At 40.5% G+C, this 23,992-nt stretch carries 16 protein-coding genes; 4 read left to right on the top strand and 12 right to left on the bottom strand.

Annotated elements, in window-relative coordinates; genetic code table 11:
- The first annotated feature begins 125 nt into the window (after positions 1 to 125).
- A complete protein-coding gene (locus L1267_RS05460; RefSeq protein ID WP_199527011.1) occupies positions 126 to 602 on the top strand; it encodes a hotdog fold domain-containing protein in 477 nt (158 codons plus the stop codon).
- Here the strand turns inward: L1267_RS05460 and L1267_RS05455 are convergent.
- From L1267_RS05455 to bcsR, 12 genes are all read right to left on the bottom strand, one after another.
- The gene (locus L1267_RS05455) at positions 599 to 1,087 is read right to left on the bottom strand and encodes a bactofilin family protein (RefSeq protein ID WP_135925682.1); all 489 of its coding nucleotides are present in this window, start codon (positions 1,085 to 1,087) and stop codon (positions 599 to 601) included. The two genes, L1267_RS05460 and L1267_RS05455, sit on opposite strands and share 4 nt — an antisense overlap.
- Positions 1,077 to 2,222 (bottom strand): M23 family metallopeptidase, encoded by a 1,146-nt coding sequence (locus L1267_RS05450; RefSeq protein WP_235382301.1) that lies wholly within the window; start codon positions 2,220 to 2,222, stop codon positions 1,077 to 1,079. The genes L1267_RS05455 and L1267_RS05450 overlap by 11 nt, the downstream gene beginning before the upstream one ends.
- A 132-nt stretch (positions 2,223 to 2,354) precedes the next feature.
- Positions 2,355 to 3,668: a fumarylacetoacetase gene (fahA, locus tag L1267_RS05445; protein ID WP_235382300.1), complete on the bottom strand. Its 1,314-nt coding sequence runs from the start codon at positions 3,666 to 3,668 to the stop codon at positions 2,355 to 2,357.
- Between the two features lie 156 nt (positions 3,669 to 3,824).
- The gene (hppD, locus tag L1267_RS05440; protein ID WP_062564358.1) at positions 3,825 to 4,871 is read right to left on the bottom strand and encodes a 4-hydroxyphenylpyruvate dioxygenase; all 1,047 of its coding nucleotides are present in this window, start codon (positions 4,869 to 4,871) and stop codon (positions 3,825 to 3,827) included.
- Positions 4,872 to 5,185: 314 nt separating this feature from the next.
- A complete protein-coding gene (locus L1267_RS05435) occupies positions 5,186 to 7,909 on the bottom strand; it encodes a metallophosphoesterase (protein ID WP_235382299.1) in 2,724 nt (907 codons plus the stop codon).
- 115 nt (positions 7,910 to 8,024) lie between these two features.
- Complete coding sequence (locus tag L1267_RS05430; RefSeq protein WP_075594538.1) at positions 8,025 to 9,455, bottom strand: peptide MFS transporter; 1,431 nt, start codon at positions 9,453 to 9,455, stop codon at positions 8,025 to 8,027.
- Between the two features lie 244 nt (positions 9,456 to 9,699).
- Positions 9,700 to 13,512, bottom strand: coding sequence for a cellulose synthase subunit BcsC-related outer membrane protein (locus L1267_RS05425; protein WP_235382298.1), 3,813 nt, complete (start codon positions 13,510 to 13,512; stop codon positions 9,700 to 9,702).
- Positions 13,503 to 14,618, bottom strand: a complete 1,116-nt coding sequence (gene bcsZ, locus L1267_RS05420; RefSeq protein ID WP_235382297.1) for a cellulose synthase complex periplasmic endoglucanase BcsZ — start codon at positions 14,616 to 14,618, stop codon at positions 13,503 to 13,505. The genes L1267_RS05425 and bcsZ overlap by 10 nt, the downstream gene beginning before the upstream one ends.
- Entirely contained in the window at positions 14,618 to 16,867 is a 2,250-nt protein-coding gene (gene bcsB / locus L1267_RS05415; protein WP_235382296.1) for a cellulose biosynthesis cyclic di-GMP-binding regulatory protein BcsB, read from the bottom strand. Before bcsB ends, bcsZ begins: the two co-directional genes overlap by 1 nt.
- Positions 16,864 to 19,527 carry a UDP-forming cellulose synthase catalytic subunit gene (gene bcsA, locus L1267_RS05410; protein WP_235382295.1) on the bottom strand — a complete coding sequence of 888 codons (2,664 nt, stop codon included), beginning with the start codon at positions 19,525 to 19,527 and terminating at the stop codon, positions 16,864 to 16,866. Before bcsA ends, bcsB begins: the two co-directional genes overlap by 4 nt.
- Entirely contained in the window at positions 19,517 to 20,236 is a 720-nt protein-coding gene (bcsQ, locus tag L1267_RS05405) for a cellulose biosynthesis protein BcsQ (RefSeq protein ID WP_135925664.1), read from the bottom strand. The genes bcsA and bcsQ overlap by 11 nt, the downstream gene beginning before the upstream one ends.
- Before the next feature lie 13 nt (positions 20,237 to 20,249).
- Entirely contained in the window at positions 20,250 to 20,453 is a 204-nt protein-coding gene (gene bcsR / locus L1267_RS05400) for a BcsR/BcsP family cellulose biosynthesis protein (protein ID WP_135925662.1), read from the bottom strand.
- Positions 20,454 to 20,572: 119 nt separating this feature from the next.
- Between bcsR and bcsE the strand changes: the two genes are divergently transcribed.
- From bcsE to bcsG, 3 genes are read left to right on the top strand one after another with little or no spacing between them, the layout of a single operon-like run.
- Entirely contained in the window at positions 20,573 to 22,201 is a 1,629-nt protein-coding gene (bcsE, locus tag L1267_RS05395) for a cellulose biosynthesis protein BcsE (protein ID WP_235382294.1), read from the top strand.
- Positions 22,198 to 22,374, top strand: a complete 177-nt coding sequence (locus L1267_RS05390; RefSeq protein ID WP_235382293.1) for a hypothetical protein — start codon at positions 22,198 to 22,200, stop codon at positions 22,372 to 22,374. Before bcsE ends, L1267_RS05390 begins: the two co-directional genes overlap by 4 nt.
- Entirely contained in the window at positions 22,371 to 23,945 is a 1,575-nt protein-coding gene (gene bcsG, locus L1267_RS05385) for a cellulose biosynthesis protein BcsG (protein WP_235382292.1), read from the top strand. Before L1267_RS05390 ends, bcsG begins: the two co-directional genes overlap by 4 nt.
- Positions 23,946 to 23,992: the final 47 nt, after the last annotated feature.

Genomic DNA, 23,992 nt, shown 5'->3' with positions numbered 1-23,992 from the left:
AAAGAAAAGCATTCACTTAGCGAAATGTGTAATCATTAAAACTGCTTACAAAAATTTTCCATTTCGCTATCTGGTCTGATGTGTTAGCTTTTTATCTCACATCATAAAAAGAATGGATAAACGTCGTGAGCTCACAATCATCATTATTAAAAATTTGGACTAAATGCCAGTCATTACCAAAAGGGAAGTGGTTATTTAGTAAAGCGGTGTGTTTTAAAGCCCCTTATTTTGGCTCAATAAAACCATTGATCACAGATTTGTCAGCAGGGCATTGCAGCGCAATCGTTAAAAATCGCCGAGCAATTCATAATCATATTGGTACTATCCATGCCATTGCTCAGTGTAATGTAGCAGAGCTTTGCGCAGGCTTAATGGTGGATGCAACTGTACCTGCCAAAACACATCGCTGGATCCCAAAGGGGATGACGGTAAATTATTTAGCGAAAATTGATACTGATATGCGTGCAGTCGCACAGATTGAGGTGCCAAACGAGTGGTTAGATAAGCTAGATATCGTTGTCCCGGTGAAGGTTTATAATAGCCGCGATGAGTTAGTGTTCACCGCGGATATTACGATGTATGTAACGGCTAAAAAACGTTAAGACTTATCAGCGGCTTGTTTGTTCACAAACGACAAGTCGTTGCTATCGTCAGGGAGTATTGATGGGCTACTTTCATCGCTTGAGCTTGGCTTGATAGGAGCAATTTTGTCTTCTTCATGACGATGCTTTAAGCTGCCTTCGATATTGGCACCTGCTTCAATACTTAATGTATCGTGAAACACATCACCGTGAACTTGAGCCGTACTTTCTATGGTTACCTTATTCGCAATCAAGGAGCCAATGATCTTGCCTTTTATTACGACACTATCTGCTTCTATAAGACCTTCAACCATGCCTGTTAGGCCAATAACAAGGTGTTTTACTCTTAAATCACCGTCAATACGACCATCAAGTTGAACTTCACCTTGGCTTACTAAAGTGCCAGTTAAGCGAACATCTTCTGCAATAATAGAGGGAGTATGGTTTGTTCTTTTTAAAGTAGAGCTAGTTGAGCTAGCTGGAGCTTGTTTTTTTTTACCGAACACGAGAAAGCGCCTTTGTTATTTTAACTGGGTTGACATGCTTGCCATTTACTAAAACTTCGTAATGTAAATGAGTACTTGTACTGCGACCTGTACTACCCATTAAGCCAATAACGTCATCTTTATTAACTGTTTGGCCTTTTTTTACTTTGATTTTATTTAGGTGGCCAAAACGTGTGACAAAACCGTTTTTATGCTGAAGTTCAATAAAGTTGCCGTAGCCACCGTTTCTTCCTGCGCGAAGTACGGTTGCATCTGCGGGGGCAAAAATTTCGGTTTTATGCCAGCCAGCTAAATCAACCCCTTTATGAAATGCTCGACGGCCATTCATTGGATCTTTTCTCAGACCAAAGCTACTGGATATATAATAATCTGCAGCAGGGAGGGTTTGCGGTAATTCACTTAACAGGTTTTCAAGGTTATTAAGCGCTAGCAATTTATCTGCAATCGTTAGAAATTCAGCGGGAATTTTTGACTCGTCAAATAAATCTAAAGGACCACCTTGGGCTGTGTCGCTTTCGTCAGTTGCGCTTCGGACAAGCGCATCATTAAGCCCTGCACCTTCAAGCATTGCTAAAATTTCTTGATGGCGTTGTTGGATTTGTTGCTCGAGCATGCCAAAAGTGTAGTTATAGCTTTTATCAAGTCGTGCTATACGCTCTGAAAAGCTCTCAAGTTGCATTGCTTGTTTAGGGTGTTCATCTTCTAACGGTGCATGAAACTCTTCGGCATGTTCTTTAATTGGGAGCAGTACCGGCTCGATACTGCCCTCAGAAGTGGTTTTATTGATTGATTCAGGTAATGACTCAATCATGCTTTGTAATAACGCTTGCTTTTGCTCTAGAATGGCCAACTGTTCTACTTGTTTTTGGTATGTAAGTTGTTGTTGAGCATGCTTTTTTTGCCATTCTTGTTGCTTGCTAAGTTGTGATTGTTCAATGCTGGATATTTGATCGGCTTGCGAAATGATTTGCAGCGTCGAAATGCTCAACCAAGCAACTGCTGTTAATACAATTAAAAACGTCGTTAGCTGTAACCAAGGCGCAAGAATAAGGTGCTTTACTTCGCCGTTCTGACGGATCAACAGCTGCCTAGCTGGAAAAAACGTGCGATAAAAAGACTTAAGTTTAACTAACATAGCGTATAAAAAATGACTAATAACCGAGTTAAGATAGCAATATGATTCAAAAAAGCTAGCAAAAATTTGTAACCCAGTTATAAAAAATGCAAAAAAAAGGGCAAAAATTGCCCTTATAACAAATGATTACTTTTATTTTGCAGGTAACACTGTACCTTCAACTGAACCAAAGCCAATGCGTGTAAAACCGTCTTTTTCACACCAACCACGCATAATTACGTTATCGCCGTCTTCTAAGAAAGTACGTTGCTCGCCATTCGCTAGAGTGATCTTTTCTTTACCACCGCGAGATAGTTCTAGTAATGAACCGGCTTCTTCATGCTCAGGACCAGACTGCGTGCCCGAACCCAACATATCGCCCGGTTGGAAGTTACAGCCATTTACTGTGTGGTGAGCGACCATTTGCGCAACTGTCCAGTAAGAGTGCTTGAAGCTTGATTTAGATACCTGTGTTGGTGCTTCACCAGCTGCACGCATCTTTTCAGTTTCAATTTGCACATCCATTTTGATATCGAATGCACCAAACTCACGGTTATGAGCTGACTCTAAATAGTCCATTGGTTGAGGATCGTTTTCGTCACGTGTCCAGTTTGTTCTAAATGGTGCCAGTGCTTCTGTTGTAACAATCCAAGGTGATACTGTCGAAGCGAAGTTTTTCGCAAGGAATGGACCTAATGGTTGATATTCCCACGCTTGTAAGTCACGCGCAGACCAGTCATTAAATACACAGAAACCAAATACGTGGTTTTCAGCATTTTCGATGGCAATTGCATCGCCTAATTCATTCCCTTTACCAAGGTAAATGCCTAACTCAAGTTCGTAGTCTAGGCGTTTACAAGGGCCGAATGAAGGTACTTCTGCATCTGGTGCTTTGGTTTGACCGTTAGGGCGGTGGAACGTTTGACCTGAAACATCAATTGACGAAGAGCGGCCGTGATAACCGATTGGTACCCATTTGTAGTTAGGTAGAAGTGGGTTATCAGGGCGGAACAAACTACCTACTGCTGTTGCGTGATAAATAGAAGTATAAAAGTCAGTGTAATCACCAATGCGACACGGTAGCGCAAATTCGATGTCTGCTTGAGCAATAAGCGCTTCGCTTAATTGTGCTTGCTCACTGGCACCCTCACGGAGTGCTTTTGATAGGGCAAGACGAAGTGCCGACCAATACTGCTGACCAAGGCCCATAAATTCATTTAATGTAGCTTGGCTTGCTGCTTTAACAGCAACCTGTGCATCACCAGAGAATAAACCAAGTTCGTTTACTTTCGCTAAATCGATAACTTGGTCACCAATTGCTACAGCGCCACGGAACGCTTCGTCTGAATTTTTACGACGTACTTCTGCAAAAGGAAGGTTTTGAATTGGGAAGTCACAGTTCGCTTCGTTAGCAGATGCAACCCAGCTTTTTAAATTAATATCGTGGGTTTCGTTAATTAGGCTCATACTCTTTCCTTATTTGTTCGCGCTGATTTATTAGTTATCTATATGGAGGCAATCAACGCAATTTAAACAGTTACTTTAAAAACAGAATTCAAAACGAGAAAAAGCAGCGTGTGAATATACCCAAACCACACGCTGCTTTTTATTCATTATGATGATTTAGATTACACCACGGCGCTCTTGATCACGTTCGATTGATTCGAAAAGCGCTTGGAAGTTACCTTCACCGAAACCGCCGTCATCTACACGTTGGATCATCTCGATGAAGATAGGACCGAATAGGTTCTTCGAGAAAATTTGCAGTAGGTAACAGTTTTCGCTTTGGCTATCTACTAGGATTTGATGCTTACGGATCTTCTCTTTGTCTTCTTTAACCCAAGGCACACGGTCAAAAATGGTGTCGTAGTACTCAGGGATGATATCAAGCGTCGCAATCGTTGATTGGTCAAGCTTATCAAGTGAGCTTACTAGGTCATTGGTAAGGAATGCTAAATGCTGTACACCCGGACCATTGTACTCATTTAAGTACTCATCGATTTGGTTGTTGTTGTTATCTTTACCTTCGTTGATTGGAATCGAGAAAGTGCCGCACGGTGATTTAAGTGCGTAAGATAATAACGCTGTTTTTTGACCTTTAATGTCGAAGTAACGTACTTCGGTAAAACCAAATACGTCTTTATAGAAGTTAGCCCATGTTTCCATCGTACCTTTGTAAACGTTATTGGTTAAATGGTCGATACGGATGAAGCCTTTGTCTTCAACAATGTTTTGTTCGCTTAGATCTTCGAAGTCTGACTCATAGATAGACCCTTTGTCGCCAAATTGCTCAATGAAATAGATTAAGCTGTCGCCGATACCGTAGATAGCTGGGTAAGGTAAATCTTTGTGTGTTGAATCTGTGGCAGGTTTTGCACCGCGCTCAACAGCAACTTCGAATGCTTTTTGTGCATTCTCTACACGCCAACCCATAGAACAGATCGCTGGACCGTGGCTTTTAGCGAATTCAGCAGAGAAACCATCACGCTCATTGTTTAGTAAGAAATGAATGTCATGCTGGTTATAATAAACAATGTCTTTACCTTTGAATTTTTTTAGCTTTGAAAAGCCAAAATCAGTAAACACTTTGTCCATGTAATCTGCATCTGGTGTTGCGTATTCAGTGAATTCAATGCCCACTAGGCCTAACGGATTATTTACTTCGCTCATTGTCATTACTCCCGCAATTATAAGCACTGCGCTAAAAAGAATTATTGTTCTGTAATGAGCGGATGATTAACCAGAATCTTAATAAGGGGAAGATCTCGACTACATTTAGTCAAAGCAGCCTTTGTAAATTAAATGGGACAATGATTTTAATTTCAGCAATTGCAGTTTCAAAGGCAATGAACAGGGCGCTACTTTGACTAATGGATGTCATCCTTTACTTAAGTTATCTATTTGTTTTAAATAATTAATTTCAGTATTTGCAAGGCGATAAAAAAGGCCTGAAACGGCCTTTTTCATTAAGTTGATTGTATAGTTTAGTTTACGGTTTGGCGCGCTTTGTTAAAAAACTTGCTACGTTGTTGTAACCAAGGGTTACTCATAATTTGTGGTGCAGCTTGATAATGACGCTCAACCACTTGATTTAGGATACGGGTTGATTGCGTAAAATTAAGTTGCTGTTGCGCAGCACCCATATTGGCAATTTCAGCATCAGTCATCGCACGACCAGCAAATAACAAGGCGTTTAAGTAACCCGGCTTAGTTTCGTAGTCATTATCGGTTAAAAGCAGCGCCGCGTTGTTAATTGCCCAGCGTTCATCAATTTCACCTTCATCTTTAAAACCAATTAGCTCGCCATCAAGGTAAATTTTTAGTGCACCATTGTTTGGAGCAGCATAAAACACAAAGGCAATACGATGCCAACTGTTAGCAGGTACTTCACCAAAATAGCCGCTGTCGGTGGTGGCAATACCAATGGCGTTATCTCGGCTAACGTATAGGTCTGCGTCATCACTATTAGTCATATCGGTTTGTAATAATGAACGCCACTCATTGGTGCTTTGTTCTGGCCACATAATATCCATCACTAAGGTGTAATCAGCGATAAACCCTTCTGTTTGGTAATCACCGTTGGCAGCACTATTGGCCGTTAAGATTAAGCCTTGGGTAGGGCTATGGCGAGCGAAAGCTAACACGCCTGAGCCACCATTTGGTAAATCAGCAACGTCAAGCTCTGAGGTGGTGGCAAATTGACTATTCTCTGGCCCCCAGTTTTTGTCTTCAGGGTCATAAAAGCTGAGTGTTGCGGGGCCAAAGTCACTACTAAAACCTTGCTCTGGGTTATTAAAATTCCATACTGTGACTGCATCATCCGTTTTACAGGCGTTAAGTGTGTTATCGGTGTCAATATATAAACATTGGCTGGTGCGTGATCGCGCGTAGTTATCAAGCAACCACCAACTTTCAGCGACCATTTGGGCTTCTAGGCTTGGCAGAGTAGGAAAGAACAACCCAGTATTAAGCGCCGGGCCTTTAAATAGGGCAACCTGATAAGTGCTTGCATCGTTAATGTTATCTGGCACTAAAGAGACCCATTCAGGCTGGCTTGCAAGCATAGTTTTTAATTGGCTACCAGTCACCGCGATTTGATAAATGGCATTAAACCCTGAGGTATTTGATGGCTGGCGTTCAACCTTAAACGCGGCATGAAAGTCTTCTTGGGTTAATGTACCCGGTAGCCAGCGATCTTGTACTTGGCTTGCATCAAGCAAGACGGCATCAATAGCAGGGAACTGCTGCATAGTCGCTTTGGCTGTAATTGCAGTGAGTTCTTCTGCGGTTGGGTAATTTTCTGAAACGGCAATTTCGGTGTTTGCATCTGGCGCATAACGACCCATGATTTCATCGATGGCAGTTTTAGTGCTTTCATCTAGGGTCGTAATGCTGGTTGTTGCTACGGTATTATAATCAACATCAGCAAGAGTTTTGTCTTCAAGGTTAAAGGTTAAGGTAAGATCAGTTAGCCCTTGTGCAAAAAAGTTTGGCTGAATAACAATGCTGCCGTTATCTAAGGTTTGATAACTTTCACCGCCATGGGTATGCCCACCAAGCACTAAATCAATGCCCGCTACATTTTGTGCAATTCGGGTATCTGTGCCTTCACCTAAGTGACTTACCATCACCATGTAATCAACATCTTGACGGTATTGGTTAACAATCTGCTCCGCCACTTCTTGCCATTGCCAATTCATTTTGAAATTAGCGATAAAATCGGGAATTGGATCGTCTTCAACTGGTTCATCAAGTTCATTCCAAGGCACTGAAGTCATGCCAAAAAAGCCAATTCGAAGACAACTAACTTGAACAACTGAAAAATCGACACCGGCAAACGGCGTATCATCGCTACCATCATATTTGGTATTACTTGATAACACGATAGCATTATCGTCATCGGCAAAATCTAGCAGTTGCTCTGGTCCCCATGCATAGTCGTGGTTACCAATCACACGTACGTCAAAGGCCATGGCTTTTATTGCTTCGACAGTGGCTAACCCTTGTGATGTTTGTTCAGCTACGGTGCCTTTTTCATAATCGTCGCCGCCATTGGTAAATAAGGTATTTGGGTTTTCAAGTTTGGCATTGTCGTAGTAACTGCGAATACGGCTAAATAACTGCTCTTTAAAGCCAAAGCGCGCGTGTAAATCAGCAACATGGATAAAGCGTACAGTTTGGTTACTGGTTGTGTCACTACATTGCTCGCCAATGGTTTTACTTACTGCAGGCACGGTGCGCGACATTAAAGCAAAACTGCCAAATTCAGTGATAGCGCTGACTGCAAATCCATCGTCGCTTAGCTCAGTGGTTAGTGTTTGCCATTGCTCATCGACTAACTGCACTATGCTAAAGGCAAGGTTAGTTTGCTCATTTGGTAACTTAATCGCTAAACTTAATGGTTCAGCAAATATCAGGTTATTGGGGCGAAAAGTATGAATTGCGGAGACAATACCTTGCTCTATATCTGTGCTTGAAGCGGTTGTTTCAGTGTAAGTAAACGTGGTATCTGTTGTAACCGTGTTACTTGTTGCGTTAAGTGTGACATCGCCTTGTGCAAATTGTGCGGAAAAACCATTTTCAACAGAAATAATTAAACCAGACTGATCAGGAGCTGTTGCGACTTCTTTTGTTGTTTTATCGCCACCACATGCTGTCAGTAATAAGCTAGTCAGAATAATGACCAGTAGTTGAGTGTTTAAGCGCACTTGCTCAGTTCCTTTGCAAACCAAATTAATATCGGAATATAGTATCAGTTTTAAGGACGCAGAGGGAATAGGGAAGAGAGAAATACCCCGCAGCGGGCGCTACGGGGAATAAATATTATTGCTTTTCAGCTGTCACTTCTAGCTCTTCAGCTAAGATGTGCTCAGTAGTTTGTGGCTCATGTTGGCCTTCAGCTCCATGCATCCAAGCTACTAGTTTGTCGCTTAGTAAGTACATGATAACAGCAGAAAGAACCGCTGTTGCGCCTAAACCAATGAAGATACCCATAGCGTTATCTAGCGCTTCTTCACCTTCACCTAGGAATGAACCTACGAAACCAGCAATCTTGTTTGCAACCGCTGTACATAGGAACCAAATACCCATAAGCATTGAAGCTAAACGTAGAGGTGCAAGTTTACTCACCATAGATAAACCAATTGGCGATAAACATAACTCACCTAATGTGTGGAATAAGTAGAATAATACTAACCACATCATGCTGATTTGTAAGTGCTCACCTTGACCTTGTGTCATAAGCGCTAGGATCATAGTGATGAAACCAAGTGCTAAGAAAATAAGTGCAATAGCAAACTTAACTGGTGAATTAGGTTCACGTTTATCAAGCTTTAACCAAATAATGGCAACTAAAGGTGCAAATACAATAATGAAAATTGAGTTTAAAGATTGGAACCAAGAAGCTGGCACTTCAAAACCAAGTAACATACGGTCAGTGTAGTCGTTAGCAAACAAGTTCATAAGACCACCTGCTTGCTCAAAGCCCATCCAGAAGATAATGCTGAATACACTCATAGTGAAAATAACTTTGATGCGGTCAGTTTCAACTTTAGTCAGTGGCTCTTTAGTGTTTGATTCAGATTGAGCTTGTGAAAGCTTAGCCGAAGGTACAACACCAATATCGCCTAAGTATTTGTTACTTAATGCAAGTTGCATAAGTACAGAGATCACCATACCGATACCCGCTACGATGAAGCCCCATTGCCAACCCATTGCTGCTGCAGCATAACCTGCAACAAGTGGACCTAATGCACCACCTAAGTTAATACCCATGTAGAAGATAGTGAACGCGCCATCACGACGTTGGTCGCCTTCTTTATATAGGTCACCTACCATGGTTGAGATATTTGGTTTAAATAAACCGTTACCTAAACAAAGCAGTGTTAAACCAATGTAGAAAACATTTTCTTCTTGGCCAGCTAAATAGCTGTGAGGAATACCCATAGTGAAATGACCCGCAGCCATTAATAAACCACCAAGGATAATCGCTTTACGTTGCCCTAAAACATTATCAGCTAACCATCCACCCAGTAACGGTGTTATGTAAACAGCCATAGTGAAGGTACCGTAAAGGCTTAGTGCATCGGCATTTGACCAGCCAAAACCACCTTCTTGCACAAGAGCAACTAAATATAATACTAAAATAGCGCGCATGCCGTAATAACCGAAACGTTCCCACATCTCTGTGCCGAACAACAGGAATAACCCCTTAGGATGCCCTAAAAAGTCACCTGCTTTAGGTAATGAACTCATATTTACTTCCTAACTCTAAGATTTTTATTGAGGCCTTATTGTTTTTGCTTTAGTCGTTCTATATTTAGAATGAGTGAACGGGTGGCCATGTTTTTTGATGCAGCTAAGATAATGGTTTGTTGCTCAAGTTTTGTACTTGAAGGAAAGGGACACACCCTTATCCTAGCTACAAGTGCGCTACAGTATACATAGACCTTATGGTGAGGGGAAGATCTTGCGACACTTCCCCTATGTAGTGCGATAGTTAGTAGTTTGCATAAGGCACTACAGGTTTACCCGGGAAAGCCAGCTCACTGTAGACTGGATTAAAGTAATAACGGAAATACAACTGACCGTAGTTCGGCTCATAAAAATCGGCTCTATCTAGGTTAAAATAACCGCCAAAGAACCAGTGGGGCGTGAACCTGTATTCAAAGCTTGCCCCTAAGTTATACGATAAACCACTGCTGGTATCGCCCTCAAAGTAAGGCACAACACCCGTTACAGCAGTTTGTGCCTCAGCTTGGCCTTGTAAAATAGGGTCGTTCGGGAAAAACGCGATGTCGTCTGTGGTGGTGGTTGACCAAGATACCCCAGCACGAAGCCTATAAATAAAATTATGACCAACCCGTTTATCAAAAATAACAGGTAAAGATGCACCCAAGTAGTTTTGTGGGCTGTAATAGCCTCCGTGCCCCCAGGTTTCTTCACTTAAATTATACTTATATGACCAGTGCAATAAGTTAAGTCCTAGGCTTAATTCAGTGTTTCTTTCACGAATATAGCGATAATAACTACCACCCATTAGGCTGTAGCTTTGGTTATCTTTAACGTTTTTACCTTGCAAGATTTGATAGTTGGTACTTGCCCAAAAACCCCAGTCTAGGCCTAGGTCATGGGATAGGCTAAGTTGTAATTGTGTTGCTCTAACGCCACCCCATACTTGGTTGGTAAAGACATCTTCTAACCCCGCATACGATAATACAGAGCTGGTGACTGGGCGTTTATTAAACGTGACGCCATAACCAAAATCGCCTAAATCACCTTTGTAATTAACGCCCCACACAATGTCTTCGACTAAAAAGCCAAGTGGGGTAGTGCCAATATCAAAGCGCCATTGTTCATTTTGCCAGGCAAGGCCAATATCCGTGCCTTGTTGCTCTGGTTTAATTGTTAAAAATGGACAGTCAAAAATACACAGAGCCCCTTGTCCATAGCGACTGCCTGCAAAGGTTTCATCAAAGCGGGTTTCTTGGCTCGATATTGTCATCGGGTCTAGTTTAACAATCCCTGTGCCACCCCAAAGTGGAAAACCAGCTTCAATAGGTGTTGCACCAGCGCCAAGAGTTGACTCATTTTGCGTACTGGTTTGGCTGCTTAGGTTGATTGCTGCAGTGATATACGCCTGCTCATCGCGCTCGATGCTTTGCAATTGACGTTTGGCATTATTGACATACCAAGCTTCATTTTCATCAAGGGCATACAGCTCATAGTTCTGCTCATCAGTTAAATTGCTTGTTGCAGTTTTTTTATCAACGGCTGCACGGTACCAGCTTTGTGCAAGCGTAGTTTGTTGTTTAGCTTGTGCAACTGCTGCCGCTTGATAATAGAGCTCTTGGTTATTGTTTGATTTAGCCAGCAACTGCTCAGCGAGATTAATGGCACTTTGTGTATCTGTAAATTGTTCAAGTGCGGTCATTAATTGCTGTTGACGATAACTTTGCTCAGTTGAAACTTGATTAATTTGCCCAGCAATGATGCGATCAGCTAAATCATCTCTTTGCTGCTGACGAGCAAGTGTCGCAATAGCTAAAGCAGTATCCGTTGACACAGTTTGTCCTTTTGCGGTGTGCTGCTCAAAGCGAGTAATAGCCTCTTTGTTATTGCCTTGCTCGATATGAGCATTGATCAGCGCCTCTGCCAGTTCTGAGTTATCTGGGTATTGCGTTGCAAGTTCAGACAGCTTAGCAACTCTATGATTATTATCAATAAAACGATTAATATAACTAACTTGCAGTGCTAACCATTGTGATTGATCAGCATCGGTTGCGTTCCTCGGCAGTTGATAGTCTGCAAACCAGCTCTCAGCGGCAATTTTATCGTTACTTTCAATTAGCCAATTTGCATAAGTCATATGCCAATAAGGGCTCAAGCTTGGGTCACGAGTAAGGGCTTTCTTCAGTTGCCTAATCGCATACTGTTGCTCATTGATTTGCTGCCACTGGCTGGCAAGCTCAGCTTGCATTAAAGGCGTTAATGGTTGAGCTTCTAACTCGGTGAGCTTATAAATCACCGTGGCTTTATTAGTCGCTGTATTGTTGGCAGAGAGTCTTTCAAGCTTAGTATTAATGCTTAGCTGCTCTGTTAGTACATTAATTTGTTCAGTACGTGCGTTATTTGGAATGTAATCTAAGGTTGCCAGTGCGCCTTGGTAATCATTCAGCGAACGTAAAAATAAAGCATGGCTGTAGCGTAGCTCGGCATCTAACGGAAATTGCCACAAGGTTTTTTTATAAAGTGCTTTGGCATGATCAACCAAACCCTGTTGTTGATATAAGTTTGCAAGGTCGTAGTAAAGCCAGCTTTGGCGAGGGCTTTGTTTGATTGCTACCAGTAATACATCAACCGCTTCATCAAGCTTGCCTTGCGCTGTAAGTTCGTCTGCACGGGCTCGTAATTGTTGGGTTTGTAAGAGGGTATAATCCTCAGCAACCAATGCCTGTTGCTGACGAGTTAAACCATTATAAAATTGATGGCTACGTGCATAATTACCATCAGAGGCAGTTAATTCAAGCATGGCACGCAAAGTAGGCTGTTGTAGGGGATCATCTTTTAGCACTTGCTTATAAAGGTTCATCGCGTTTTGGTATTGCCCAGCTTGTTTGGCAAGTTCTGCGCGGTAAAACAACACGGTATTAGGGTCTTCATTTAACGTATCTGCTAAATCAAGCTTAAGATCAGCCTGTTTTAATTCATTGCTACTGATGGCCGATTTAGCTTCATCTATGTATTGCCAAAAACGTGCGGTATTGGCGAGACCTTTTAATACCGTTATGCGATTTGCATCTATGCTGTATTTTTGAGCTTTTTTAAAGTACTGGTAGGCATTGGCATTTCTGCCTTGCCTTAGGTTCAGTAAACCTAGGCTGTTGTATATTTCGGGGTCATCTGGGTGACCCTGCAAGGCGCGTTTAAATAGCGCTTCTGCCTTTGTAAAATTTTGCTTTTCTAGTTCGACACTGCCTTTTTGCCATGTTTTGAAAGCTGGATCGGCTTGTTTTTTTAGCTCCGCTTGGTAATCCTTTTTAAAATCATTAAATTGAAGTTTTCCCTTACTGCTGAGTGGGAAAGCATCTAAATACTGCTCGTAAGCGTGAAGCGTGTTTTTATCAAGAGGCATCGCCTTTAGTGTTGATAGCCATGCACTTTCTGCTTCAACGCTGTAAAAATTACTATGGGCATAATGACTTAATAGATCCAAGCCTTGTTTATTTGTTGGGTTTTTACTTAATAGATGGCGCGCATAGGCAAGTTCGATACGACCGCTGTGCGGATATCGAGACATTAAGGAGCGATAGCCATTTAAAGCATACTCATATTGTTCATCGTCTTGCGCAAGCCAGTTAATATGCTCAAGCTCAAATTCAATACTTGGGTAGGTTGATTTAAATAAGCGGTTATAAATTTTCACAGCCTCAATATACTGACCTGCACGAGCACGTAAACGGGCTTGTTGGATAACCGCCTTGTCTTCGTTATCGACCCGAATAAGCAATGCAATGCTGGCTACACATGGGTGTGATTTTTCAGACAGTTCACTCAGTCGTGAACGTGCTTTTTTCGTTTCTTTAAGGGCATACAAAACACGTATTTCAGCACATTTTACTTGGGTGTTTTGCGGCGCAATACTTAACAGTTTTTCTAAGCTGTCAGACATTAATTGCGTATCGCGCTCGACTTCACCTAAATGTATTTGGCTAATTAGCCAATCAATAGACTGAGTATTAAGGTCTTTATTTGTTGCTGCGAATGCACTGGAGCTTGCTAAAAACACAGCAAGTAGCCACTTTATTGGCATTTATTGCTCCAGTTGGTTGTTAAGGCACCGTTTTTATCAAGACTAAAACGTTTTGTCATAAAACTATTGCTAAATAGGTAAAGTACACTGTCGTAGTATCGATTAGTTGTAAAGCGTGTATCCATCATCAGTGTTTGTTGAATAGCACCGACAGCTTGTGATTGATTCTCAGTTTCTAGAAGAGGCAGCATTGCAGCGCTAAATCCTGTTGGGCCTGTGCCACGAGTTTTACCGTTAATAGCATTAGTTTGTAATGGCACTTTACCAGATGCAGTTACGCTATTGGCCATGGGTTTGAACTGCTGCATAAGTGCTGTTTTGTATTTTGCATCTTCGGCCATCATACTAGCCCAAAGGTAAACACGAATAGCATTATAGCTCCCTGTTGGCGGCGCATGTTCATCATGATAAAAACCCTTATCGGTATTGTAATTAACCCAATCAGGACTGAAACCTTTGGGAGCAGTGCTAATTAGCATGTCTGCGGAGTTATCATGTAATTGCAGCCACGGTGAATGAGGGTATAACTGGCTAAATTGGGCCAAAATAAATAATGGCGCATAACTAGGGTTTAGTTTCCAATGTGTTTCTTTCTCAAAGCCGTTTGGCCCTGGCAATAATGTGAGGCCAAGGTTGGGAATATAGGCTGTTTCTTCGCGAATAATGCGTTCAGCCATCACTGAGCTAAGTACTGCGTATCGTCTTTCATTCCATAAAATAGCAGCTTGTGACAGGGTGTAAGCAATCCATAAGTCTGAATCAGAAGCGGGGTTAGAGTCTAAAATTTGTGGTTGATTGTTTTTAATCCCCCATTGCCATGCGGGTAAGCGTGTACTTAAGTCACCCTCAGAAAGCTGCACTTCGGTCCACTCGAGTAACTTATCAAAGCTTGCTTTGTCATTAGCAAGTAAAGCGAAAAAAAGTGCGTAAGACTGTCCTTCTGAAGTCGTTATATCGTATTGAGAGCCTAAATCGATCACGCGACCTTCAGGCGAGATAAAGTGGTGTTTAAATGTATTCCATTGAGGCCAAGCCGCGCAGTTTTGCTCGGCTGACACATTGATAGACAATGTCAAAACGAATAGTAAAGAAGCAAATATTTTCATTATGCGTTATCTCCTTCAGATAAACGTTTTTTCGTTAGTAGTGCCAACAATCGCCAAAAAATAAATGAAATAAGTAATAATGTAATAAGCGATAAAATTGCTAAAACAAAGGGGCGATCTGAGAGATGGAACCATATTAAAGTATGGATTGGCACTTGGCCGACATAATACTGTTCATCCGTTTTAATCGTTTTTATACCCTGACTATTTATGATCGCTGAGCTACCCATAATTTGGGCTGTTTTTTCGTCACTTAAGAGCGTGTCAGATAACAGCGTGTAAGCATCGTCGTTAGTGGCGATTAACGACACCACTGAGCGCTCAGAATCGAACGGCGATTGAAAGCCTGATATTACCGCTAATCGACCAACACTCTTTATGCTTACTTTAACTTTATCGCTATCTTGTGTGTCGTATGCACCATTGTAGATCGCTTGATCAACAATACGTTGGCTATTATTGATTAACACACTGAGATCACTGTCTTTTGTTAGCGATTGTGTGAATGAGTCGGGCTTACCAATAATGATAATATCTTTATCAGTGAGGTTTAACTGTTCGCTTGGGAACTGAATATCTAACTGATGCGTAGGATAGCCTGTGATTGCTCCTAAGTGGCCGGTAAAATTGAGCAGTAAACTGATCGCTTTAACAGAGCTATTTGCCTCCATCAATAACGTACTTTGATGTAAGTCAGCAAATTTAGTAAACGGGAAGCCTGCATTGGCAAAAGCGCGCAAGTTTGGCATTGCAATATAGTGGTGAAAGCGGCTTACATCAATACTTGAACTACCGTCAATTGCACCAAACTCACCGCCAGCTGGTATTGCACTACATTCACCAGACTTAGAAACAGCAAAGTTAAAATCATAAGTAAGCTGATTATTTGTTGATAAGTCGAGACCATTAAGCTCAAAATCTTGTCGAGATTGGTTCAACTTTTCGTTTGCCAGTAGAGGTAATATGGTCTGGCTTGATAGGGTGTCACTGCTTTTATTACTTAAAATAAAGCCATCAATAAACTGACCGTTTATCAGCATATTTAAACGTGACAGCATGTTTGGCTCAACGGGAGTGTTACGGTAATTTAAGGTAATCGGGATACCATTTTCACGCCAAGTAAATAAGTCTGGTGCAAAGCGTAAATCAAGACGCACTGGCTGACCACGTAAGCCCTCTGACTGTAATTGGGTTGGGTAATCAATAAGCTCAGCAAATGTGACTGCGCGATCTGAGCGCACCCAAAAAGGCGCATCGTAGGCTTTTCTAAGAGGAAGCATGTTTATGCCATCTATTGTTGCGCTTCGACCCGTCATTACTTTGTAGCCAAAGACTAGACCAACAACGGCTTCTTTTAATTGTGCAGTGTCTTTACCTAATACTAGAAGTACTTTGGCGTGGCGTTGAGTCGGGCTGCTGATAATTTCTACAGTAGGTTTTTCAACATCAGGGTAATTCAACAAAAAATCAGGCTTATTGTTATTGGTGGCAAAAACAACGCTGTGCTGAGTAGGCGCGTGATTGATTTTTACTGGGAACTGCGCTTTGCGCCATTTGGCTTGCGCACCAAAGAAGCTTGATAATGTGGCAGCAGCCTCAAGTGTTTGTTCATCAGGTTGTGATGCAAATATAAAAGGTAAATTGACCTTCGTTGAATCACGGTTATCAAAAAATGGTGCTGGGAAATATTCAAATAAACTGTCAAGTGCTAGTGACTGATTATCAACTGTGATCCGGCTACTTTTACTTAGCTCAGCCCAAATGGTGGCACTGTGATCATCTTGGCAAACGAGGTCATAGAAACCGACAAGTTCAAAGCGAATTTGGTTAAAGTCCTTGATTAACTTGGGATTAAGAGGAACTTTATGCTCATATTTGTTACCAATAAGGTTATTTTTATCACCGATGGGTAATACCGTCATTAGGTTTTCATTTAAGAACACTTTTAAGTGAGACACCTTGCCAATCAAAGACGGTGAATGTGTATACGAAAAGTCTAGCGTTAACTGCTTACCTAACTTGTCTAATCGGTTTGTAAAATCAACACGGGCACTATTATTGATACCATCTAACTTGAATGTACTTAACCCTAGGCTTTCAAAGCTCATAGTCAGCGTTTCTACAGGTGCCTGCTCTGGATAGCCATCTTCAAAAATAGCTTTATTTGCAAGAGGCTCTGCACTGACGACCCACTGCGAAAAACTTAGTGCGTAAACAGTCAGCAATAATGTTGATATTGTTTTTATCATGATGATTTTAATGCTTTTATTGGTTTTTTAGGTAATAACGACGCTACAAAATTTAATATGTTTGATACAAATAGAATCAACGGTCTTAATTGATTTGGAGCATGAAATATTAAGTTTTTAAAGCCTCTTAGGCTGGTATAGAAAACATGTGAAAAACTGTATGACGGTTTGTCATGTTTGAAGTTGTCTTGCCAATCAAGCCACGCATCTGCACGTGAAAAAGTACATTGGATAAATGCTTTTTGCTTCTCTAAATCGAGCTCTTTAAGGGTTAACCCCATCAATGAATCACGGGTATTGCAGACATAGGTGTCAAACGAAAATTGTTTTAAACCACGACTCATTAATAGCTCGATTTTATCGTTTACTTGGCACAAATGATTGTGGCCTGTGTCAATACCAACCCCATTATTTGAGTAGTCGGTTACGCGAACTTTGATAGTGCGTCCATTTGCTAAGCGGATGGCAGCGGGGAAGTTGGCTTTGACTCTGTGTGAGCTACGCACTTGCTTTGCTTCAGCAGCAACAGCGACTGCGGCACCTAAAATGATAATATTGTAACTTGCCCATAACATGCTAATAAGTAAAACTCCGATATGAGAACTATCACCAAAGAGTAATCGCGATATGCCATAAGCCATACCAATTACGTTGATAAGTAACAGTAATATATACGGTTTTGATATTATCCAATCGTAATGCTCTGACTTGTTCAAGCCGCCTTTTTCGGTGACATTGAACTTACCTTTATTTGGATTAATCAGGGCAACCGTTGTGGGTTTTAAAATGTACCAAGCAAGTACTGATTCATAAACCTCACCCCAGAAAGAGTATCGGTACTTTCCTTGGATACGAGAATTGGTCATTTTGACTTGCAATAATGTGGGAACAATATATAGAAATATGGCGATAAAGGGGGCATAGATAATTTGCGCATTAAAGTAAATTAATGCCAGTGGTGCAGTAAGAAAAACAATACGCGGAATCCCCGACAAAAAGTGCAGCATGGCATTGAGGTAACATACGCGTTGCGCAATACTCAAGCCTTTGCCTAATAATGGGTTATCTAAACGGAATATTTGCGCCATGCCGCGTGCCCAGCGAATACGCTGACCTACGTGTGCAGATAAACTATCGGTGGCAAGGCCAGCAGCTTGCGGAATATTAATGTACGTGGTTTTGTAGCCAGCGCGCTGCATTCTAAGAGCTGTATGGGCGTCTTCTGTGACGGTTTCTACGGCAAAACCCCCAATTTCTTCTAGGGCACTGCGCCTTAAAACAGCACACGAACCACAAAAGAAGGTCGCATCCCACATATCATTGCCATCTTGAATTAACCCATAGAACAGCATGTTTTCATTAGGGATTTTTCGATGATTTTTTAGATTTCGTTCAAACGGATCGGCTGAGAAAAAGTGATGAGGTGTTTGCACCAAGCACACTTTACTATCATTGATGAACTGGCCCATTGTCATCTGTAAAAATGAGCGAGCAGGGATGTGGTCGCAGTCAAAAATAGCAATGTAGTCGCCATTGGTTACTTTCATCGCATGATTCATATTGCCAGCTTTGGCATGTTTGTTATCAGGACGAGTTAAATAGCCAACACCAATTTGCTTTGCGAATTCGGCAAACTCAGGGCGCTTACCATCATCTAAAATATAAATGTTAAGCTTATCTGCAGGCCAATCAATACTTTGAGCGGCAATTGTTGTTGGTTTAACGACATCAAGTGGCTCGTTATACGTTGGTATATAAATATCGACAGTCGGCCAACTAGACGTATCTTTACTCAATGCGATCGGTTTACGCTGTAATGGATTGATGGTTTGAAAAAAGCCTAAAATTAGCACTAACCAAGCGTAGGTTTCTGCCAGCAATAAGCCGATCCCTAATACAAGGGCAAGTGGATCGCCAAAGTTTAGTGTATCTGAATAGCGCCACCATAGGTAACGTGTTGATGTTGTGATTGCTAAAGTGACTAAGACAATCGTTGCCATTTGACCTTTTACTCGTCTCAAAGAATATGCGACGACTAAAATTAAACTAATAAATATTGCTTGTGCTTCAATACTAAAAGGCACAGTGACAAACACTGCAACAGCGAAAAAGAGCAGCACTGCAAATAACACTTTTAGATAGCGGTGATGCCACAATTTTGAATCAAAAGGTTGTCGATAAGGTGCTGCTTTTGCACGCTTTACACTAAATGACCATGTGCGTTTGCAAATTCTTACTAACAGCCGATCGATTAAATTTAAATAGCGAAAAAAAGCACTAACCTTTTGCCAAGATAGTATGTTGCTTTTATCGTTTGATGTTTTGTTTGTTACTCTAAATAAGGCAAGGTAAAACGCCTGTAATAAAATACGGACACAATTGCTGGCAGTGAATACAGGCTGATTTATATGCGGAAAATAATATGTTAGCTTTTGTTTTATTTGGTATTTACGTTGCTTGTCTAACTTTATAAATACAGAAGTTAGTAATAAAAGAAACGGCAATGTGAATGCGCCAATCAGGCTCATTTTGTGTTGGTTATAGTAACCATGAAATTTATAAAAAACAAAGCGAACGAGCTTCTTAGTCAAAAAGAAGCTTAATATTATTCTGGTGACTCGCTCAGGCCAACTGAGTGTTTTATTGTGGTTATTTGTCATAACTTGCACGGCTTACAAGCCAGCCTGCGAGTGTTTCAAAATCGTCATTGGCAACACTGTACGGAGCACAATTGATAGCAACATTGCGAAAAGCGGTGGCTTCTTTAATCACTTCGTCTTTATTAATAAATAGCGGTGCTAGCAGCGGCAATTCCGATTGCCATAATTGTAATAGGTCGGACTCAATTTCTGAGGCTGAATGGTATTTGTTGATTAAAAAATAGTGCTGCCAAGTTGAAGTAGCCGTTTTTAGAGACTGTAATCGCTTATATGCCAAACTATGACAAATGGCATCACAGTTAACGATTTCAAGTACTATATCATTGCTATTTAGTGGATAGCGAAGCACATCGATATGCGCAGGACAATCGAATAACATCCATGTATTTTCATCACAATCAAGTTGCAATGAGTGTTTGATAATACTTGAAAAATCAAGCCCCATATTGGTTTGATTACCATAGGGTAAAAAAATGACGCCATCATTATCTTGGTGAAACTGCTCGCAAGCAGAAGCAAAATCAGCGTAATCAGTCCATCCTAAGCGGTGTTCCCAAGCTAGTCCGAAATGAAGCCCTAGATCTCCTTTTTGGTCTAAGTCTATGACAAATACAGACTCATTTGATTTTCTTAACGCGCAGGCAAGGTTTGCAACCACTGAGGTTGTGCCTGTGCCTCCTTTAATTCCTTTTAAGAAAACTCTTTTCATGATGACTCTTTAACTACTTTATTATTCTTGTGTATTGGGCATCTGCTATTGCGTTTGAAATATCGCTAATAAGAGGATACTTCTCTATTGTTTTACGATTTTTTTCGACATCTGTAATTTCGACATACTCTTGCTGCCTGCCACCAAACTTTTGCAATAAGTTGTCTATGTCGTATTGAGTTAATGTATTCGATTTAGTTACTGCAAAGTTATTCATTTAAAACTCATAGAAAAATATTTGTTTAAAAAATATCAACAAGCGATGGACATAGCCTGCATTATATATAGAATATCGCTTAAAACTAGTACTAAAGTATTTTTTTAAAGGAAATATTTGTGTCATATTTAGACATAACAGGGTTAAAGGCTGCGTATTCTGAGTTAAGGCGAGGGGCAAGCTATGCGTTTCTTTCACCTTTAAATAGCCAGCTTTTGGAGTTAGTTGGGCATATGTTGTCTAACAATAAAGAACCTGTATTTGTCTTGTCTGAACAAATTGATTTGTTTTTTGATAACCAAGGCTCGGATGTTTTGTTTAATTTATTTGAGCAAGGGTTACTCTATCCGTTTCATTTACAGCATAGTAATAACGTATCAAAAAGCGCCTCTTTTTCACGAGGCATCATCCGAGAATTAAAGCACTACAAACAGTTACAAAATAGCAGTGTCTTTGTGCATTTAGACTCTGCTGTTATCGCATCACTAAGCGATGAGCAATTAATTGAGAAGCTTACCCTCTACCAAGCACTCACTAAAACTAAGGATGTGACTTTAGTCTTTTTAATTTCAGGTGCGCAGCTTGGTGAAGCGAGACAGCGATTACACGCTATGAATCGCTTTTTTGATGGTTTAGTTCATATGACAAAAGAAGCGTCAATTCGCTCGCTTGAGTATGATTTTTGGGCGCATAGAGAGGGTGTAATTGCTGGGCGTACAATTAATCTGCAATTATTTAATGGCCAATTAGCACTAATAGATTCAGACGTTAATCGTACTGTAGAGAGCGATGTATTATTACAACAAGATTTAGACGAAGATGAGGTATGGCTGACTAGGAATGCAGTTCCTCAAGGTACCAAGCTTCCGGCTTCATTTAAAACGATAGATGATAATGATACTTTGTTTTCAATCAGTCTAACTAAGAAGGCGGCAACCATAGTTTTTGCTGTTTCACGCCATACAGACTTATTAGCGTTAGCTAAAGATTGTTTTTCACTTCGTAAAAAGTGTGGTCGAAAATTAAAGTTGGTAATACAAAATGTAGATGGTGTCATTCGTCACCAAGATGAGTGCTTATTTTTAACGCTCGGTGTAAATCTTATTTTATATAGTTTTTCAGAGCCATCACGTTTGTTATCTCAAATTCAATCAATTCAAGGGTTTCAATTTTCTAGAGCGCTTCCTCACTCATTGGATGATGTGCTTAAAGAAAGCGAAAATGTATTATCAAAAGGTTATTTGCCAATCACGAAATTTTCTGAGCAAGTATTAAAGCACAGTGATTCAGCAGCTAATTTAGGTGTCAGTGGGGTGTTTGTAAAACTTCAATTGTTACCAAGAATAGATGCTATTCACCCGCTGCATTTATTTCACGTAAAACGAGAGGGGGACATTCTTAGTTATGCAGATGGGTATATCTATTTGTACCTTCATGCTTGTCGTGAACATGATGTAGAGAATGCGATTAAACATTTGTTTAAGTTGCAAATAAGTGATTTCTTTTCATCAAAAAATATCATTGCAGATCATTTTTATATTCAACAGGCGTGTCGACGTATTCACCAACGCTATGCTGACAGCGATGTACCTGATTACACTAAAGAATTGCAAAATAATGTGCGAAATATATTAGATGCAAAGCCGGCAGGTATCGCAAACTTGGATAAAGAGAAGCCTGAATTTAGAGAGCTTAGCCGGCCAATTTCAGAACAGGTTAAAGTGACCTTAAAAAGCGAAGTATTATGAGCTTAAATCAATTTTTCATCACCTTTGCTGTTGCATTGGTGTTAGGGCTCTTTGTTAGTAAAGCAGGTAAGTTACTGTTTAAAAAAGCCTTACTTTTATATCGCACATTGACATTTAGGCATGTGATATTGACCCCCTATACCCCTAAAAAGCAAAAGAAGGATAACAAGTGAGGTTGTCAGGTCTAGGTATTTGGAATTTATATTTTTTAATTAAGTTTGTATTGTTTAGCCAAGGAGCTATTTCCTTTGATCTATTTGCAAATTTAGCGTTCTTTTGTTTTCTGGTTATTTCATTTGATAAGGTTTGGTTAACACGGCTTAAACAGGCTATCAGTGTGGTCATTGGCATTGTCTTGATATATCAGGATTCTTGGCTGCCGCCTATTTCGCGTTTAACAAAGCAAGCAGATAATTTACAAGATTTCAGTATTAGCTATTTTTTTGAAATAGCCTTTCGCTTGATCAATTTAGATTTTGTCTTCGCTTTATTTATTGCAATTGTTTTTTATTTTCTAACTGTTAAATGGTTACGATATACCAGTTTATCAGTTGTTGGTTTTATCTATGTATACTGGCTTGGCTCAACACCTTTAAATGATAGCTCTTCACCGGTTTTAATGGCTACTAATGAAAAAGCTCAAACGCCTGTCACTGTGACGCACAGTGCTCAGCAGAGAACACCAGATCAACAGCTAGGTGACTTTTATCAACAGCAATCGCAGCTTATTAGTCAGTTTCCGAAAGCCTTTAATGGTGAACCATTTGATGTTGTTGTGCTTAACATATGTTCATTGGCAACGGCAGATCTCAATGCAATTGGTGTAAAGCCTAGTTCACTTTTTGCTAATTTTGACATTTTATTTAGTCAATTTAATTCTGCGACCTCGTATAGTGGTCCGGCAGCTATTCGCTTGCTGCGAGCAAGTTGTGGACAAGCAAGCCAAGCTGACTTATTTAAACCTGCCAGACAAGAGTGCTTACTATTTAATAATTTGGCAGAGTTAGGATTTAACACAAATGTGGCTATGAATCATGATGGACATTTTGATGATTTTATTGGCTTGATTAGACAGTATGGTGGTGTTTCGGTACCTAAACTTGATTTTAGTAATCTAAAGCCTGCTCAATATGGTTTTGATGGTGAGCCTATATACTCTGATGCTGATATTTTATCTAATTGGTCGAAAAAACATCAGGGTAGTCAGCAGCCTCAAGCACTTTACTACAATACCATTAGTCTCCATGATGGCAATCAAGTTGCTGGCCGTGAGAGGATGAATAGTTTGGCAAGTTATCCGCTCAGACAGCAACGTTTATTCGATGACATTGATACTTTTATTAGCCAATTAGAAAGTTCAGGGCGAAATGTATTGCTAGTGGTAGTGCCAGAGCATGGCGCTGCTTTAGAAGGTGACAAGCTTCAGTTTGCAGGGTTACGAGAAATTCCGAGTCCTTCTATTGTTTCTGTACCAGCAGCTGTGAAGTTTATTGGCCCTAAAATACAGCATTCTCAGTTAACCGAAGTAAATGAAACGATGAGCTATTTTTCGTTATCTGAGCTTATTAATAATGCCTTTGAACTTGATATATTCGCCGCTAAAGTGCCTGTTAAGCGTGTATTAGATAATCTGCCTACCTCTGCGAAAGTAGCAGAAAATCAAGACACAGTAATGATGTATTTTAAAAATGAACCCTATATTCAACTTGATGGAGGAGAGTGGACGAAATATCCCGGTAAATAGACAGTTTACTTAAATTTGTCCAAAATTCTTTACAATAGACTACCCAG

The organism is Pseudoalteromonas sp. OFAV1, from assembly GCF_021532595.1.
Classification (GTDB): Bacteria; Pseudomonadota; Gammaproteobacteria; order Enterobacterales; family Alteromonadaceae; genus Pseudoalteromonas; species Pseudoalteromonas lipolytica_C.
The sequence above is the reverse complement of the archived record's forward strand: the minus strand, read 5'-3'. Positions and strand labels throughout refer to the sequence as shown.

Coding starts and splice junctions, on each gene's coding strand:
- L1267_RS05450 (WP_235382301.1), bottom strand. CDS start 2,222: ATGTTAGTTAAACTTAAGTCTTTTTATCGCACGTTTTTTCCAGCTAGG.
- fahA (WP_235382300.1), bottom strand. CDS start 3,668: ATGAGCCTAATTAACGAAACCCACGATATTAATTTAAAAAGCTGGGTT.
- hppD (WP_062564358.1), bottom strand. CDS start 4,871: ATGAGCGAAGTAAATAATCCGTTAGGCCTAGTGGGCATTGAATTCACT.
- L1267_RS05430 (WP_075594538.1), bottom strand. CDS start 9,455: ATGAGTTCATTACCTAAAGCAGGTGACTTTTTAGGGCATCCTAAGGGG.
- L1267_RS05425 (WP_235382298.1), bottom strand. CDS start 13,512: ATGCCAATAAAGTGGCTACTTGCTGTGTTTTTAGCAAGCTCCAGTGCA.
- bcsZ (WP_235382297.1), bottom strand. CDS start 14,618: ATGAAAATATTTGCTTCTTTACTATTCGTTTTGACATTGTCTATCAAT.
- bcsB (WP_235382296.1), bottom strand. CDS start 16,867: ATGATAAAAACAATATCAACATTATTGCTGACTGTTTACGCACTAAGT.
- bcsA (WP_235382295.1), bottom strand. CDS start 19,527: ATGACAAATAACCACAATAAAACACTCAGTTGGCCTGAGCGAGTCACC.
- bcsQ (WP_135925664.1), bottom strand. CDS start 20,236: ATGAAAAGAGTTTTCTTAAAAGGAATTAAAGGAGGCACAGGCACAACC.
- bcsR (WP_135925662.1), bottom strand. CDS start 20,453: ATGAATAACTTTGCAGTAACTAAATCGAATACATTAACTCAATACGAC.
- L1267_RS05390 (WP_235382293.1), top strand. CDS start 22,198: ATGAGCTTAAATCAATTTTTCATCACCTTTGCTGTTGCATTGGTGTTA.